The 14,711-nt window shown below is 40.9% G+C and carries 14 protein-coding genes; 1 reads left to right on the plus strand and 13 read right to left on the minus strand.

What is annotated here, in order from left to right:
* The 12 genes from F9B91_RS10175 to ybeY form a co-directional block, all read right to left on the minus strand.
* Nucleotides 1–2,091, minus strand: a 2,091-nt coding sequence (locus tag F9B91_RS10175) for a SasC/FmtB family protein (protein ID WP_191962447.1), incomplete at its 3' end; no start/stop codon positions are given.
* A gap of 259 nt (nucleotides 2,092–2,350) precedes the next feature.
* Nucleotides 2,351–3,211, minus strand: coding sequence for an SAM-dependent methyltransferase TehB (gene tehB, locus F9B91_RS10180; RefSeq protein ID WP_150923222.1), 861 nt, complete (start codon nucleotides 3,209–3,211; stop codon nucleotides 2,351–2,353).
* A 15-nt stretch (nucleotides 3,212–3,226) separates the two neighbouring features.
* Complete coding sequence (smpB, locus tag F9B91_RS10185; protein WP_001051750.1) at nucleotides 3,227–3,694, minus strand: SsrA-binding protein SmpB; 468 nt, start codon at nucleotides 3,692–3,694, stop codon at nucleotides 3,227–3,229.
* Nucleotides 3,657–6,011 carry a ribonuclease R gene (gene rnr / locus F9B91_RS10190; protein ID WP_150923223.1) on the minus strand — a complete coding sequence of 785 codons (2,355 nt, stop codon included), beginning with the start codon at nucleotides 6,009–6,011 and terminating at the stop codon, nucleotides 3,657–3,659. Before rnr ends, smpB begins: the two co-directional genes overlap by 38 nt.
* A gap of 101 nt (nucleotides 6,012–6,112) precedes the next feature.
* Complete coding sequence (gene secG, locus F9B91_RS10195; protein WP_000282517.1) at nucleotides 6,113–6,346, minus strand: preprotein translocase subunit SecG; 234 nt, start codon at nucleotides 6,344–6,346, stop codon at nucleotides 6,113–6,115.
* 39 nt (nucleotides 6,347–6,385) lie between these two features.
* Entirely contained in the window at nucleotides 6,386–6,535 is a 150-nt protein-coding gene (gene rpmG / locus F9B91_RS10200) for a 50S ribosomal protein L33 (RefSeq protein ID WP_001809104.1), read from the minus strand.
* Nucleotides 6,535–7,734, minus strand: coding sequence for a multidrug efflux MFS transporter (locus F9B91_RS10205; protein WP_150923224.1), 1,200 nt, complete (start codon nucleotides 7,732–7,734; stop codon nucleotides 6,535–6,537). The genes rpmG and F9B91_RS10205 overlap by 1 nt, the downstream gene beginning before the upstream one ends.
* Entirely contained in the window at nucleotides 7,721–8,326 is a 606-nt protein-coding gene (coaE, locus tag F9B91_RS10210) for a dephospho-CoA kinase (RefSeq protein WP_150923225.1), read from the minus strand. Before coaE ends, F9B91_RS10205 begins: the two co-directional genes overlap by 14 nt.
* Nucleotides 8,326–9,150 carry a DNA-formamidopyrimidine glycosylase gene (mutM, locus tag F9B91_RS10215; protein WP_150923226.1) on the minus strand — a complete coding sequence of 275 codons (825 nt, stop codon included), beginning with the start codon at nucleotides 9,148–9,150 and terminating at the stop codon, nucleotides 8,326–8,328. The genes coaE and mutM overlap by 1 nt, the downstream gene beginning before the upstream one ends.
* A gap of 48 nt (nucleotides 9,151–9,198) precedes the next feature.
* The gene (gene era, locus F9B91_RS10220; protein ID WP_150923227.1) at nucleotides 9,199–10,098 is read right to left on the minus strand and encodes a GTPase Era; all 900 of its coding nucleotides are present in this window, start codon (nucleotides 10,096–10,098) and stop codon (nucleotides 9,199–9,201) included.
* Between the two features lie 16 nt (nucleotides 10,099–10,114).
* Complete coding sequence (locus F9B91_RS10225) at nucleotides 10,115–10,510, minus strand: diacylglycerol kinase family protein (RefSeq protein ID WP_000378166.1); 396 nt, start codon at nucleotides 10,508–10,510, stop codon at nucleotides 10,115–10,117.
* The gene (ybeY, locus tag F9B91_RS10230) at nucleotides 10,491–10,988 is read right to left on the minus strand and encodes an rRNA maturation RNase YbeY (protein ID WP_000275156.1); all 498 of its coding nucleotides are present in this window, start codon (nucleotides 10,986–10,988) and stop codon (nucleotides 10,491–10,493) included. The genes F9B91_RS10225 and ybeY overlap by 20 nt, the downstream gene beginning before the upstream one ends.
* Nucleotides 10,989–11,092: 104 nt before the next feature.
* Between ybeY and pavA the strand changes: the two genes are divergently transcribed.
* The gene (gene pavA, locus F9B91_RS10235; RefSeq protein WP_150923228.1) at nucleotides 11,093–12,748 is read left to right on the plus strand and encodes an Rqc2 family fibronectin-binding protein PavA; all 1,656 of its coding nucleotides are present in this window, start codon (nucleotides 11,093–11,095) and stop codon (nucleotides 12,746–12,748) included.
* Nucleotides 12,749–12,959: 211 nt separating this feature from the next.
* Here the strand turns inward: pavA and F9B91_RS10240 are convergent, their stop codons facing one another.
* Nucleotides 12,960–14,666, minus strand: a complete 1,707-nt coding sequence (locus tag F9B91_RS10240) for a glucosaminidase domain-containing protein (RefSeq protein ID WP_150923229.1) — start codon at nucleotides 14,664–14,666, stop codon at nucleotides 12,960–12,962.
* Between the last annotated feature and the right edge of the window lie 45 nt (nucleotides 14,667–14,711).

Consider the following 14,711-nt stretch of genomic DNA (forward strand, 5'->3'; position numbering starts at 1 on the left):
TTGTTTAGCCGCATCTTTTTCTTCTTTCGTTGCGTTTGGAGTACCTTCAAGTGCTGTTAATTTAGCTTTTTTAGCCTTATCAACTTCTAATTTAGCTTGAGCTTTTTGAAGCAACAAAGTCTGGGCGTTAATATCTGCTTGATTTTTTCGATTCGCTATTTCTACATTGTTAGTTTCTTCATTCAATATTTCTTGAGCCTTAGCTAATTCTGCTTGATAAGCAGCCCATGCTTCAGGTGTATAATCGATTTGATTTAATGTTGCTACCTTAGCTGCCTCTGCCTGCAGATCAGCTTTATACATATTAATCTTAACTGTTTGTTGTGCAACTGTATCACTACCTGTTTTTTTAGTTCCGTTATCAATCAGATTTCCTGAAGTTTGATAAGAAACTGTCCCCTCCAATTGTTTTTCAATTGGTTTGTTAGTTGGCAAACTAAAAGTATACGTTAAAGTCTGTTCTCGTTTAGGGTCTAAATTGTTAAAACCAAGGGTCAAACTAGTTCCATTTAGTTGGGCCGAGCTTGTACCTGTTGTTCCAACTAATGTTGCACCTTCTGGCAACTCAACTCTATACTGATTATTTGTAGAAGTTGAGAATCCTTTATTAATGACTTTTACAGTCACAGTAGTATTCACAGTAGTAGGAGTAGCAGAAGTAGCTGTAGATTCATAAGTAGTCTTCACAACTTCAGATACAAGATAAGAACCGCTAGCCACACGAACATTACTTACAACTCCTCCTGCATTCTCATTAGATGATATAGCTGGTTTATTGAAACTACTATCATAGCTATGATTTTCTGTACTTCTATTAAGAGCTGTTTCAAATTGAAGTCTTAATTTTGTTAAGCCTTCAGGAACATTTACAAGAACGGACATTTCTCCCATCGGAGTACCAGCATAACCTTTTTCATACCGACCTAGTACAGCTCCTGTTTCTGGATTTTTAACAACTAGTCTTGCTCCATTATTACCACTATTTATATTTACCGTTGTCCCTCTCCAAGTTACCTTCACCTCTTGGCCACCCACTACATCAATATCTTGATAAATAGGACCAAATTCAGGTTTTGGACTACCACTCCACGATTCTCTTCCTGGATATACTGCTAAAACAGCTCCTATTCCAGAACCTCTGTCACCCGGAAAAGCATCTCCATATTGAGATGCTTTCGCAGTCCAAATAAGAGGAACTGTTGTTGTTGTTGAATTAACAGGTTTCCATCCTGTTAATTTACTTATATCGTTCTTGACAGTAATAGGATCTGATGTTGCAGTTGGAAGTACTGCTCCTTGGCTAGTATCATTAAAATTACCATTTACAATAGCTACATTTGTTGCATTCGTAGCTAGGGGATCTGTGCTTGTTACAGTGCCAGGAGTTGAATCTGTACGGAATGGGTTATTTGTATCCAACGCTTTCCCATTACGTTCATCTCTAGAACCTGAGTTTGCAATAGAATTAGACTCCAAAGTCTTCTCTGCGCTGGTAAGTTTTTTACCTTCACTTAACTTATCAGTTGTATTATCTAATGGTTGTTCTTTTTTCTTTTCAGATTTTGTTTGCAATTTTGATGTCGCTGTAATTAACTTTCTATATGCTGCAGTTAATTCAGTTTGAGTTGTTGCAGTGCTTAAAACAGTTCTTGATTCGTCTAAGATAGTTCTAAGATTATTAACGCTTTCTTCTGTCTTAGTAGCATATGTTCCTTTAGCAAACTTGCCATCAATCTCTTTGATTAAATCTGTTAATTCTTTCTTATCTAGAGTCTCCACCTTCTGGGGTGCTGATTCTGGAGAGGGACTATTTTCAACTGTTGAAGGTTGAGTATTTGTCTCTACTGTTGCAGCAGGACTAGTGGCTACTGTATTACCTTCATAGTTACCATTCTGGGCATTCAGTTCTTTAGGTTGCGGTGCTAGTGTCTCCCCATTAGTTGAAGGCACGCTTTGCTCTGCAGCATATACTCCTCCATTTCCTAAAAACATGAAAAACGCAGCTACTGCGACACTAGCTGCACCAAAGCTGACTTTACGAATAGAAAAACGTAATTGCTTTTCACGATCGTGTTTACCTTTATGAAACATCTAAATTTCCTCCAAAATAAATATTTGTATCAAAACTATATTACAGTATTACTTTAATAATGCAATATACCTTTTTTCATGTTTTCTGACCAATTATAATTTTTATGCGTATATATATATATATATACGCATAAAAGCGCTTTTGTTCTATAATTATAGCGATTCTTGAAATAAAAATTATATAGTCAGAAATATTACATTTTTACAACATTTGGCATTTTTAAAAAGGTTAGGAAATTCTCCAACCTTCATAACATATTTATTTGATTTTCTTAGCTAGCATGGTCGCAAAGCGTAGTTGAATACGATTGCCATTTTCGTCACGACGATGCAAATGGCCTGGATTTTCATTGTACTTAACCAATTCCCAGTCCTTGTAATAGTCTGCCAATTCCCCTTCTTTAAAAGTAAATGGGAAGTTCACAGAGCAAGGGTAATCTTCCGTATCCATAGCACAAACGATAAGATTATAACCACCGACCGTGGTATGCTCCTGCATATTTTTGATAATTGCAGGAATGCGGTCTGCTTGCAAAAACATCAAAACAACTGTCGATACGATGAAATCATAAGCTTGCCCAATGCTAGCTGAATTGATATCGTAAAGACCAACAGGCATGTCCAAATCTTCCTGCTCCACAATGCTTTGTAAGATTTCAAGGGCCAATTCATTTTGATCTACAGCTGTCACATCAAAACCATTCTGTGCAAGAAAGAGGGAATTACGGCCCTGACCACAACCCAAATCCAAGGCTTTACCCGATTTCACTGTTTGCATAGCTTCCAGAACTTCTGAATGAACAGGATTGGTATTGTATTTCTTAGGGAAATAGTCCTCAGGTTTACAATAAAATTCCAAGTACCATTCTACATCGTCTGTGGCAGCTTCCACTCGATGCCAAGCTTGAGGTTGCGCCATTGGGTTGTCGGCCCCTGCTTCAAAGAGGTGTTCAGCTAGAACTTCTCCTTCTTCACTCAATTCAATAAACTTGAGAGCTCCCTTCAAGACAGTAATCTTGCCCCAAGTCCCAACCTTGGTATTGTGTTTCTGCTGAACAGCCTCTGGCATGGTTTCTTTAGTCCACAAAGGCATACGTTTATAGGCAACTAGTTTTTCCATCTTCATTTCCTCTTTTTATCGCTGATTAACAGCTTTCATAACACGCGCGATGTCGCGGTTTTGCTCACGTCGTTTGATAGACTCCCGTTTATCATAGTCATGCTTCCCTTTAGCTAAACCTAAAAGGAGTTTAGCGTAACCATCTTTGATATAGACTTTAAGGGGAACCAGGGTCATTCCTGTCCCTTTGGTCTCTTGTTCCAACTTTTGGATTTGTTTCTTATGGAGCAGGAGTTTGCGCCGACGTTCTGGTTCTTGGTTCCAGATATTGCCCTCTTCGTAAGGAGCGATATGAACATTGCTCAACCAAACCTCTCCATTTTTTACTTGGGCAAAGCCATCCTTGAGATTAATTCGAGCTGCTCGTACACTCTTGATCTCAGTTCCAGTCAGGACCATCCCTGCCTCTAGCGTATCTACGATTGTATAGTCGTGGCGCGCTTTTTTATTTTGCGCGACGACCTTTCCCTCGCCCTTTGCCATGCTTGGCTCCTTTCTTAGCTACTTCCTTATAAAAAGGTTTCTTTCCCTTTTTCTTCTTGTCTTTTTGTGAATGCTTGCGCTTATCATTTGAATGTCCTGATTTTCTCTTGTCTTCCTTCTTATCTGCACGACGACTTGAACCACGCCCTCTGTCACTACGATTAGACTGTTTCAAGCCTTTTTCAATTACATCAAACTCACTTGGGATATATGAGAAATCAATTTCACCCGTCATCTTGTCGGCTCTTTCAACTCGGATACGGATTTGCTGACCTACACGGAAGGTTGTTCCTGATTTCTCTCCACGCAGGGTCAAATCACGCTCATTGAAATGATAAAATTCAGGTAGATTGGTGATGTGAATCAAGCCTTCAACCGTATTTGGCAATTCAACAAAGAGACCGAATTTAACAATACTTGATACAACAGCATCGTACTCTTGGCCCACGTATTCTTCCATGTACTCAGCCTTTTTCATGGCTTCGACTTCACGCTCGGCCTCGATAGCTCGACGCTCACGGTTGGAAGACTGGGTCGCAATCTCTGGAATCACTTGTTCAAAATGCTCTGCTATTTCCTTAGAACGGCCGTAATCACGAATCATACGATGAACAAGAAGGTCTGGATAACGACGAATCGGACTGGTAAAGTGAGTGTAATAGTCAGCTGCTAATCCATAGTGGCCGTGATTGTGCTCCGAATAGCGAGCCTGCTGCATAGAGCGTAGAAGCATCATGGATAATACATCTGCATAAGGTTCTCCCTCAACAGCACTCATGATGTCTTGGAGAGCCTCCTGGCTAATCTCACTAGCAGTCCCATAAATGCGCAAGCCAAAGCTTGAAGCATAATCAATAAACTTCTGAACTTTTTCAGCCTTAGGCTCCTCGTGAATTCGATAGATAAAAGGCAAATCCAACTTGCTGAAATGTTCGGCAACTGTTTCATTGGCCATCAACATGAAGGACTCAATCATGCGCTCGGCAACACCACGCTGACGAAGAACGATATCAACAGGCTTACCTTGTTTATCCACTAAAATCTTAGCTTCATTGGTATCAAAATTGAGGGCTCCACGTTTCACACGCATATTTTCTAAAGTTTCATGAAGCTTGGCCATGAGTTCGATACTAGGGACAATTTTCTGATATTCTTGTCTCTTTTCCTTGTCTCCAGCTAGGATATCATTGACATCACTGTAGGTCATCCTGAAGCTAGTCTTGATAACCGTTTGTGTGATGGTGTAGTTGACTACACGACCATGTTTATCAATCTCCATAATGGCAGACTGGGTCAGGCGATCAACTTGAGGATTGAGGGAGCAAATGCCATTTGACAGTCGTTCTGGAAGCATTGGGACCACACGGTCTGTCACATAGACAGAAGTTGCGCGGTTAAGAGCTTCCTTATCAAGGGCAGAACCCTCAGTAACATAATAGGAAACATCTGCTATGTGAACTCCGAGTTCGATATTGCCATTTTTCAGAGCCTTGATATGCACAGCATCGTCCAAGTCTTTAGCGTCAGCACCATCAATGGTAAAGGTAATCTCATCTCTCAGATCCAGACGACCCTCCATATCCTTTTGAGACGGAACATCAGGCACACTTTCTGCTTCCTTGACAACAGCTTCTGGAAACTCGGATACAATGTCCATTGATTCCAAGACCTCAAGAACATCAATTCCGACATCCGTTGAATGCCCCACCACATCGAGGACACTCGCGACAAAGAAATCATGTTTCTTGCTTGGGTATTTATCGATAAAGACCTTGAGAACTTCGGTTCCCTCGAGTTTAAGGGCTGGTTTCTTAACATAGATCAGTTGGCTGATTTTCTGATTTTTTGAACGAATATAGCCAGCATACTTAGGCTTTTCCTGATCTAGAACGATTTGACCGACAGCGGTTGTCAAACTGTGTTCTAGGATATCGATAATTTTGGCTTCAGCAGCAGTTCCCTTGTTACGATCAGCGACTTTCTTAATGACAACCTCAACGGTATCACCATCAATAGCATAGTTGACATCGTTTTTTCCTACAAAAAGATCGTCCTCCTCGCCTTCCAGACTAACAAAGCCAAAGCCATTTTTATGGGCATGAAAAATCCCCTTGAGAGTAATCTCATGTTTTTTCTTGACTTCCAAGGTCAGACGTCCATCTTCCTCAAAGCGAATCTGGTGCTTTCTTTCCATTAGAGACAAGGTTTTAATCAACTCACGAAAATCCTTGGACCCATCTTTTCCCAAAGCCTGAGCCAAGTCATTAACAGTCACCTTTCCTTTATCTTGTAAATATTCTTTTATTCTATCTTTCATATTTTCTTTCTAGATTTTTTAATTTTCTTTTACTGTAAAACCTTCTCAAATATCTTTTAAAAATAAAAAGAGGCAAAGACCTAGTCCTGCCCATTATTTTCTTATCTACTTGATAATACCGTCAATGCTAAGGCAATGGCTAGCCAGAAAAAGACTAAAATCCCTGTCAAACGCTGCATTACAGCTTCAAAACCGCGTGCTTTACTACGTTCAAACAAATCACCTGAGCTGGCATCAAATACATTGCTGGATTGGTTTTTGGTTGGTTGCATGAAAATCGCAATCACAATCACAACAGATAATACTAATAAAATGGTTAATAATAGGTTATACATATCAAACTCCTTAAAATCCTTATTATTTTACCATAAAATCTACTTAGATTCAAGATGTAGGGTTACTTTTCTTTCCTTGGGACAATACTTTAAAACCTCGATCTTGTCTGGATGGGTTTTTGAATTTTTACTGGTTAGGTAATTGATACTGCCACAAGAGGAGCATTTGAGATTAATTTTTACTCGCACTAGATTTCCTTTACTTTTAATAATGTTCGAAATTGAAGCAGGTTAAAGAGACAACTAAAGGCAACACAAAGGCTTGTCGCATAAAAGACTGCATGGTAGCCAAATTGACCTGCTACTGCAGAACCTGCCATAGGCCCAACGACACCTCCCAGATAAAAGAATACCTGATTAAAGGCAAAGACCCTCGAAATACCAGCTTTGGGCGTTATCTTGCTGAGAAGGGCATTAACTCCGGGAATCAAGGCACCGGTTCCCAATCCAAAGAGGAAACGATAGAGGCCTAGTTGAAGGGGGCTAGAAGCATTAGCACAGAGAAGATAGATGATAACTGAATAAAACTGGGCTACAACCAAGAGACGATGATTGCCCACCTTGTCACCTAACTTGCCCATGACTCCTGCACTTATCATGCTGGAAAAGCCCATACTGGACACAATCAAACCAGAGACAAAAAGAAGATTCTCTGTTTGGCCTAAGTCGCGTACATACAGAGCTAAGATAGGGCCGATTGATTGGGCTGAAAATTGGATGACAAAACTGGTCAGAAAGAGGTTGACCAAAAGATAGGGATATTTGACCGAGGTAAATAATTCCTTTGTTGGGACGGCCTTTTCCTTGGCTACTGGTTGAAAATCTTCCTTAATAAATAAAATAGTTAAAACAGCAGCTAAAAATAGAAAACTACCAACCAGTAAGAAAACTGTACGAATACCAAATAATTCTGCGATAAATCCCCCGATAAAGGGACCAGTTAGAGTACCTGCAACTACGCCTGTAGACAAAGTACCTAAGGCAGAGCCTGATTTCTCCTTGGGAACCTGACTGGCTATCAAGGCCGTTGCATTAGGAACAAAACCCGCAAATACACCATTCAGTAAACGAAGAAAGATTAACCAATAAATATTTGGCACAAAAGCCAATCCTCCCATAGTAATGGTCATGGCCAGGCCAGCACGAATCATCATGGGTTTTCGACCGTATTTATCAGCAAGGATACCCCAGATAGGAGAAAAGAGCGCTGCGGAAATAGCAGAGACAGAAATAGCTAAGCCTGCATAAAAAGCGACTTGCTCACTTCCTACACCTAGATTTTCCACAAAGATGGGCATAAAAGGCACAACTAAGGAAATACTGGCTCCTGTCAGAAAATTACCAAACCAGGCAATGCGCAGATTATCCTTCCAGTTAATCTCTGTCATCTTGCTTACCTCCCTCAAGCAGGGAGAACACCTGAGTAAGAAGCTGGTCTTGATTCCCATTATTATCAAGAATTTGGCTGGCCAAATCTTTCTTTTTCTCTAAAGGCCACTGGGCTGCCAGACGAGATTCAGCCTCAACTTTGGACAACTGGTCCCTTTTTATTAAACGTTCTACTTGGACATCTCGGTCCACATAGACCAACCAAGTCTCATCAAACCAAGCGCTGTAGTCCTGCTCAAAAAGCAAAGGAATATCCATGAAGAAAATCTCTTCGGTCTGAGCCAACTGGTCTCTTAATGTAGCTAGTTCCTCACGGATAATCTCTCCTTGGATTTGCTTAGACCATTCTCGTTCATCAGGATTTGAAAAGATGAGACTAGCTAGGAGAGGGCGATTAAGTTCTCCGTTTTCAAGGATGATTTCTTGCCCAAAGTGCTGTACTAGAGCCTGAAACAGACGACCACCAGGTTTCTGTAGTTGGTGAACAAGAGCGTCAGCATCCACTACTTGAAAGCCTTGCTGTCTTAGAAAATTTGTCACAGTTGACTTACCAGAGGCAATTCCCCCAGTGATTCCAATGATTTTTCCCATCAGCCCCTCCTTTGGCACTGAGGACAAAAGTGAGTTCCTCGTCCGCCTAGTTGGATTTTCTCAATGATGGTGCCACAGCGCGAACATGCTTGACCAGCCTTGTCATAGACTTGGTGAAAATCCTGCATGGTTCCATCTTCCCCAAAGGCATTGGTATAGGTCCGAATGGTGGAACCACCTTTTTCAACAGCCTGTCCCAAAACAGCAATGGTCTGGTCATGAATGGCAGTCGCTGCTTCTGCTGTCAAAGTCTGGGAAGGTCTAGCTGGATGAACCTGAGCTCGCCAGAGAACCTCATCCACATAGATATTGCCAAGTCCAGCTACCAAGGTCTGATCTAAGAGATGGGATTTGATAGGCTTTCTGGACTTGGTAAGGGCAGCTTGAAAGATCTGCACATCAAAGTCTGGCTCTCTTGGTTCAGGACCTATTTTTTTAGAAATAAAATAGGCGTCTAAAAGGTCAGGAGCCAAGAGTTCCATAGTACCAAACTTGCGAACATCCTCATAAACAAGCGTGCCACCATCTTCAAACTGAAAGAAAACATGGGCATGCTTGCGTTCAGGAACCTGGTCCGGATAGTAAAAATATTTGCCCTCCATGCGCAGATGGGAAATCAATACCTTGTCTGTCAGGTAGAAAAGCAAATATTTGCCACGACGTCCCATTGACTCAACAATCTGACCAGGCACTTCCTTTTGAAACTCGTCCAAATCTGTCTTAATCATCTTGGGATAGCGAATTTCTACACTCGAAATCTTCTTACCCAAAATCAATTTTTCTAAGCCACGACGAACTGTTTCAACCTCAGGTAATTCAGGCATAAGTCCTCCTTCTGTAAAAACAAGAAGCAGGCATGAGCCCACCTCTACTTAATATTCTTTTTCATTATAGCCAAAGTCAGCCAAATCTAGCTTTTTATCGCGCCAGTTTTTCTTGACCTTGACCCATGTTTCTAGGAAGACCTTGTCTCCTAGCATGAGTTCGATATCACGACGGGCCATGCTACCAATTTTTTTAAGCATAGCACCACCTTTACCGATGATAATCCCTTTTTGACTATCACGCTCGACCATAATTGTTGCACGGATGTGAACCTTGTCTGTCTCTTCGTCTCGTTTCATAGAATCCACAACTACTGCAACAGAATGCGGAATTTCTTCACGAGTTAGGTGCAAGACTTTCTCGCGAACCATCTCTGAAACCAAGAATCGTTCTGGATGATCTGTGATTTGATCAGACGGGAAATACTGGAATCCTTCATCCAGATTTTCACTCAAAATATCCACTAGACGAGAGACGTTATTCCCTTGAAGAGCTGAGATTGGAACGATTTCCTTAAAGTCCATTTGATTACGGAAGTCATCAATCTGAGACAAGAGCTGGTCTGGATGGACCTTATCGATCTTATTCACCACCAAAATCACTGGAACCTTGGCAGCCTTGAGACGCTCGATAATCATGTCGTCTCCCTTACCACGCTCTTCATCAGCAGGCACCATGAAAAGAACGGTATCCACTTCGCGAAGGGTACTGTAGGCAGACTCAACCATGAAATCTCCAAGGGCCGTTTTAGGCTTGTGAATCCCTGGTGTGTCGATAAAGACGATTTGTTCCTTATCAGTCGTGTAAATTCCCATGATTTTGTTGCGCGTTGTCTGCGCCTTGTCACTCATGATGGCAATCTTTTGCCCCATGACGTGGTTTAAAAAGGTTGACTTCCCAACATTGGGACGTCCTAAAATGGCTACAAAGCCTGATTTAAAAGTCATAATTTCCTCTTACTGTTTAAAATAATAAATCCCAGATTCGTGGGAGAAAAATCAATGCGCCTGTTAAGGCTGCGAAAAGAGAGACCACTAATACCGCACCAGCTGCCATATCCTTGGCATTTTTAGCCAGCATGGAAAAGTGATAGTGACTGGCCAAATCCACCACATTTTCAATAGCAGAATTGATAATTTCAAAAGCTACTACCAAGAAAATGCTCAATAGGAGAAAGAGCCATTCGATTCGTGACACCTGAAAAACAAAACCTGCAAGAATGACTACAAGAGCCGTCACTGCATGTTTTCGCATATTGCGTTCTTCCTTTATGGCAGTAAAAATTCCTGTGAGAGCAAATTCTAAACTGGATATCAGGTCACGATTTTTCCATTTTCGTTTATTGTCTTGTGAGTCCATAGGCTGTCAAAATTTCTTCTTGTAAACCGAACATCTCCGCTTCTTCTTCCGGAGTGTAGTGATCATATCCATTGATATGTAAAAAGCCGTGTACTGCCAAGAAGCCCATCTCACGCTCAAAGCTGTGGCCATATTCCTCAGCCTGCTCATGAGCCTTATCGATAGAGATGAACAGTTCCCCAATATAGGCATCAAACTCAGACATCATCTCTGCCAATTCTGGATTTTCAAGTAAATCCTCTTCGTCAAAGGCAATTTCCAACTCTGGCTTGTATTCAAGGCTGATAACATCTGTCGGACGGTCTGTGTCACGGTACTCCAGATTGAGTTCATGACTACGTTCATTAGTCACAAAGGTAACTGCCATCTCCTTGTCTTCTTTTCCTAATTTTTGGGCTGCAAATTCCAAAATTTCTTGGGTTTGTTGCAACATTTCTTTTGAAACTTGACCAGTTTCATCTACCATTTCAATATACATGTGCTTCTCGTTTCTCTTTACTTGGCTTTATTATACCACATTTCCATGATTTTATTCTACCTTTTTGATATAATACTATGGAATACAATCACAAGGAGAGAACGATGTCATTTGACGGATTTTTTTTACACCACATGGTTGAGGAATTGCGAAGAGAGTTAGTGAACGGTCGCATCCAGAAAATCAATCAGCCTTTTGAACAAGAGTTGGTCTTGCAAATCCGCAGCAATCGCCAAAGTCATCGCCTGCTCCTTTCTGCCCATCCAGTTTTTGGACGCATTCAGCTGACCCAAACGACTTTTGAAAATCCAGCCCAACCTTCTACCTTTATCATGGTTTTGAGAAAGTATTTGCAGGGTGCCCTGATTGAGTCGATTGAGCAAGTGGAAAATGACCGTATTGTGGAAATGACAGTTTCCAATAAAAACGAAATTGGAGACCATATTCAGGCTACCTTGATTATCGAAATCATGGGTAAACACAGTAATATTCTACTGGTCGATAAAAGCAGTCATAAAATCCTCGAAGTCATTAAACACGTTGGCTTTTCACAAAATAGCTACCGCACCTTACTTCCAGGATCGACCTATATCGCTCCGCCAAGTACGGAATCTCTCAATCCTTTCACGATCAAGGATGAAAAGCTCTTTGAAATCCTACAAACACAGGAAACGACAGCTAAAAACCTTCAAAGCCTCTTTCAAGGTCTGGGACGCGATACGGCAAATGAATTGGAAAACATTCTGGTTAGTGATAAACTTTCCACTTTCCGTAACTTTTTCAATCAAGAAACTCAGCCACGCTTGACTGAGACTTCCTTCAGTCCAGTTCCTTTTGCAAATCAGGTGGGAGAGCCTTTTACCAGTCTTTCTGATTTGTTGGACACCTACTATAAGGATAAGGCTGAGCGCGACCGCGTCAAACAGCAAGCCAGTGAACTCATTCGTCGTGTTGAAAATGAACTTCAGAAAAATCGACATAAGCTAAAAAAACAAGAAAAAGAGTTACTAGCGACAGACAATGCTGAAGAATTTCGCCAAAAAGGGGAATTGCTAACAACCTTCCTCCATCAAGTGCCTAACGACCAAGACAAGGTTATCCTAGACAACTACTATACCAACCTACCTATCACGATTGCGCTTGATAAGGCCTTGACTCCCAACCAGAATGCCCAACGCTATTTTAAACGGTATCAGAAACTCAAAGAAGCTGTCAAATACTTGACTGATCTGATTGAAGAAACCAAGGCAACCATTCTCTATCTGGAAAGTGTGGAAACTGTTCTCAATCAAGCTGGGCTGGAAGAAATCGCTGAAATCCGTGAAGAATTGATTCAAACTGGCTTTATCCGCAGAAGACAACGGGAGAAAATCCAGAAACGCAAAAAACCAGAACAATATCTAGCAAGCGATGGCAAAACCATCATCTATGTAGGACGCAATAACCTGCAAAACGAGGAGCTAACCTTTAAAATGGCCCGCAAGGAGGAACTTTGGTTCCATGCCAAGGACATTCCTGGAAGCCATGTTGTCATCTCAGGCAATCTTGACCCATCCGATGAAGTCAAGACAGACGCGGCAGAACTAGCCGCCTACTTCTCTCAAGGTCGCCTGTCAAATCTGGTTCAGGTAGATATGATTGAAGTCAAGAAACTCAACAAACCAACTGGTGGAAAACCCGGCTTTGTCACCTACACAGGACAAAAGACCCTCCGTGTCACACCAGATCCAGAAAAAATCGCATCCATGAAAAAATCCTGATTTTACTTGAAATCAGGATTTTTAACTTATACTCAATGAAAATCAAAGAGCAAACTAGGAAACTAGCCGCAGGTTGCTCAAAACACTGTTTTGAGGTTGCAGATAGAACTGACGAAGTCAGTAACATCTATACGGCAAGGCGACGTTGACGTGGTTTGAAGAGATTTTCGAAGAGTATTACTATTCACTCAAATCATATCCAATTATAGGACTAATCTTTGCCACCTAGTTTCTCATTGATTTTCATCATCACACTAGCAATTTTTTCACCCCAATAAGGGTCTGACGCATATTCCACATTCATACCAGACGCCTTGTTTCCAAGGAAAGTTCTGCCCCTATCGATATAATTTTCCTTAATCCACTTGGTTGCACCTAAAATTCCCTTATCCACATCATCAAATGTCTTGGCAGAAAGGTAAGGTGTCGTATCATAGGCTGTAATTCCAAAGAAATTATTCTTATCTTTGGCAATCTTGCTACGTCCCCAGTCGCTTTCTAAGGCACTATGAGCAAGGAGATAGAGGGCATTGATATGGTAATGTTCTTCGGCTTCCTTAAAGGTAGCTCCCTTATTTTCCAGGAGGCTATTATTAATATTTAGCAGACTAAATACCTTATCCAAGTCTTCAGCACTATAGTTTGTAGCCTCTGTCAAATCTTTGAAAAGGAAGGGATTTTCAAGCTTAAAACCATCAAAATGCAGGCCATCTGCCGAATAATATTTCTTGCCTACTTCCATATCAGAAAGATGAGCAGCTACTGGGATACTAGCATTCTGAGCTACATAGTGATAAAAACGATGTCCATCACTCTCATAATAAGGGATAAAATCCTTGCTGGCATCTAGTGCTTGTAAATCTTCTGTTTTCATATAGCCTGACAAACCAGAAATAGTAATAGCCAGGCGCTTGTCATCACTTTTTCTATCCTTATCCAGCCAAACAACACTACCTTGCGATATATAGGACAGCTTTTCACCATCTGCATTATAGATATTTGCAGTAACTGGAAGTACCTGATAATAATCAGAGCTAGTCTTGGACTCCTTATGCCACTTTCCATCGTTTCCTAGCTGATGACCATCAATAGTCTCATTTTTTGCCATGTAGCCACCGAATTTGAAGTAGTACCAGGCTTGATTTTTAGCATCGTATAGCCATTCTTTCTCAGCCATTTTGCCATCAGATTTTAGATAAAACCATGCCTCTTTATCCAAAATCCATTCATTGGCTGCCATATAGCCACCGGATTTTAGATAATAATAGTGACCATTTTCGAAAATCCATTCTTTATCAGCATGATTACCGTTTTCTTTGATATAAAACCAAGATTGGTATTGTTTGTCAAAAAGCCAACCTTGCTGTACTTTAGCGCCACTAGCACTCACATAAGCCTGTTCAATCCACTGACTTGTCAGTAAATAACCACCGGATTTGAAATAATAGTCCTTACCTTTGATTTGAAGCCATTCTTTCTCTGCGTGTTGTCCATCTGCTTTGATATAAAACCAAGCATCATATTGAGAATCATATATCCAATCTTCTATTAACTTGGCACCTGTAGCACCGACATAGGAAGCTCCTAGCCAAGCATTTCTTTTCATCTTTCCATCTTGGTCAAGATAATAGAAGACTCCCTTGTCTTCTATCCATTCTGACTTGGCCATATAGCCACCAGATTTGAGGTAAAAATAGTCGTCACCTTGCTTTAGCCATTCATTTTCAGCATAGTTGGCATCTTCTTTTATATAAAACCAAGATTGATAGTGAGCATCAAAAATCCACTCATTAGCTGCTTGACTGCCATCTGCTTTCAGGTATTGTTTTCCTTGCCAAGTACCATCACTTGCCATTACACCCTCTGGGCTAGCTAAGAAAAATAGCAGAGCTAAAAAAACAAATCTCAATTTCTTCATTAATTTACTTCCTCTGTTCTTACTCATTTCATTATATCAAAATTC

The organism is Streptococcus mitis (assembly GCF_008763935.1).
In the GTDB taxonomy this organism is placed as follows: Bacteria; Bacillota; Bacilli; order Lactobacillales; family Streptococcaceae; genus Streptococcus; species Streptococcus mitis_DB.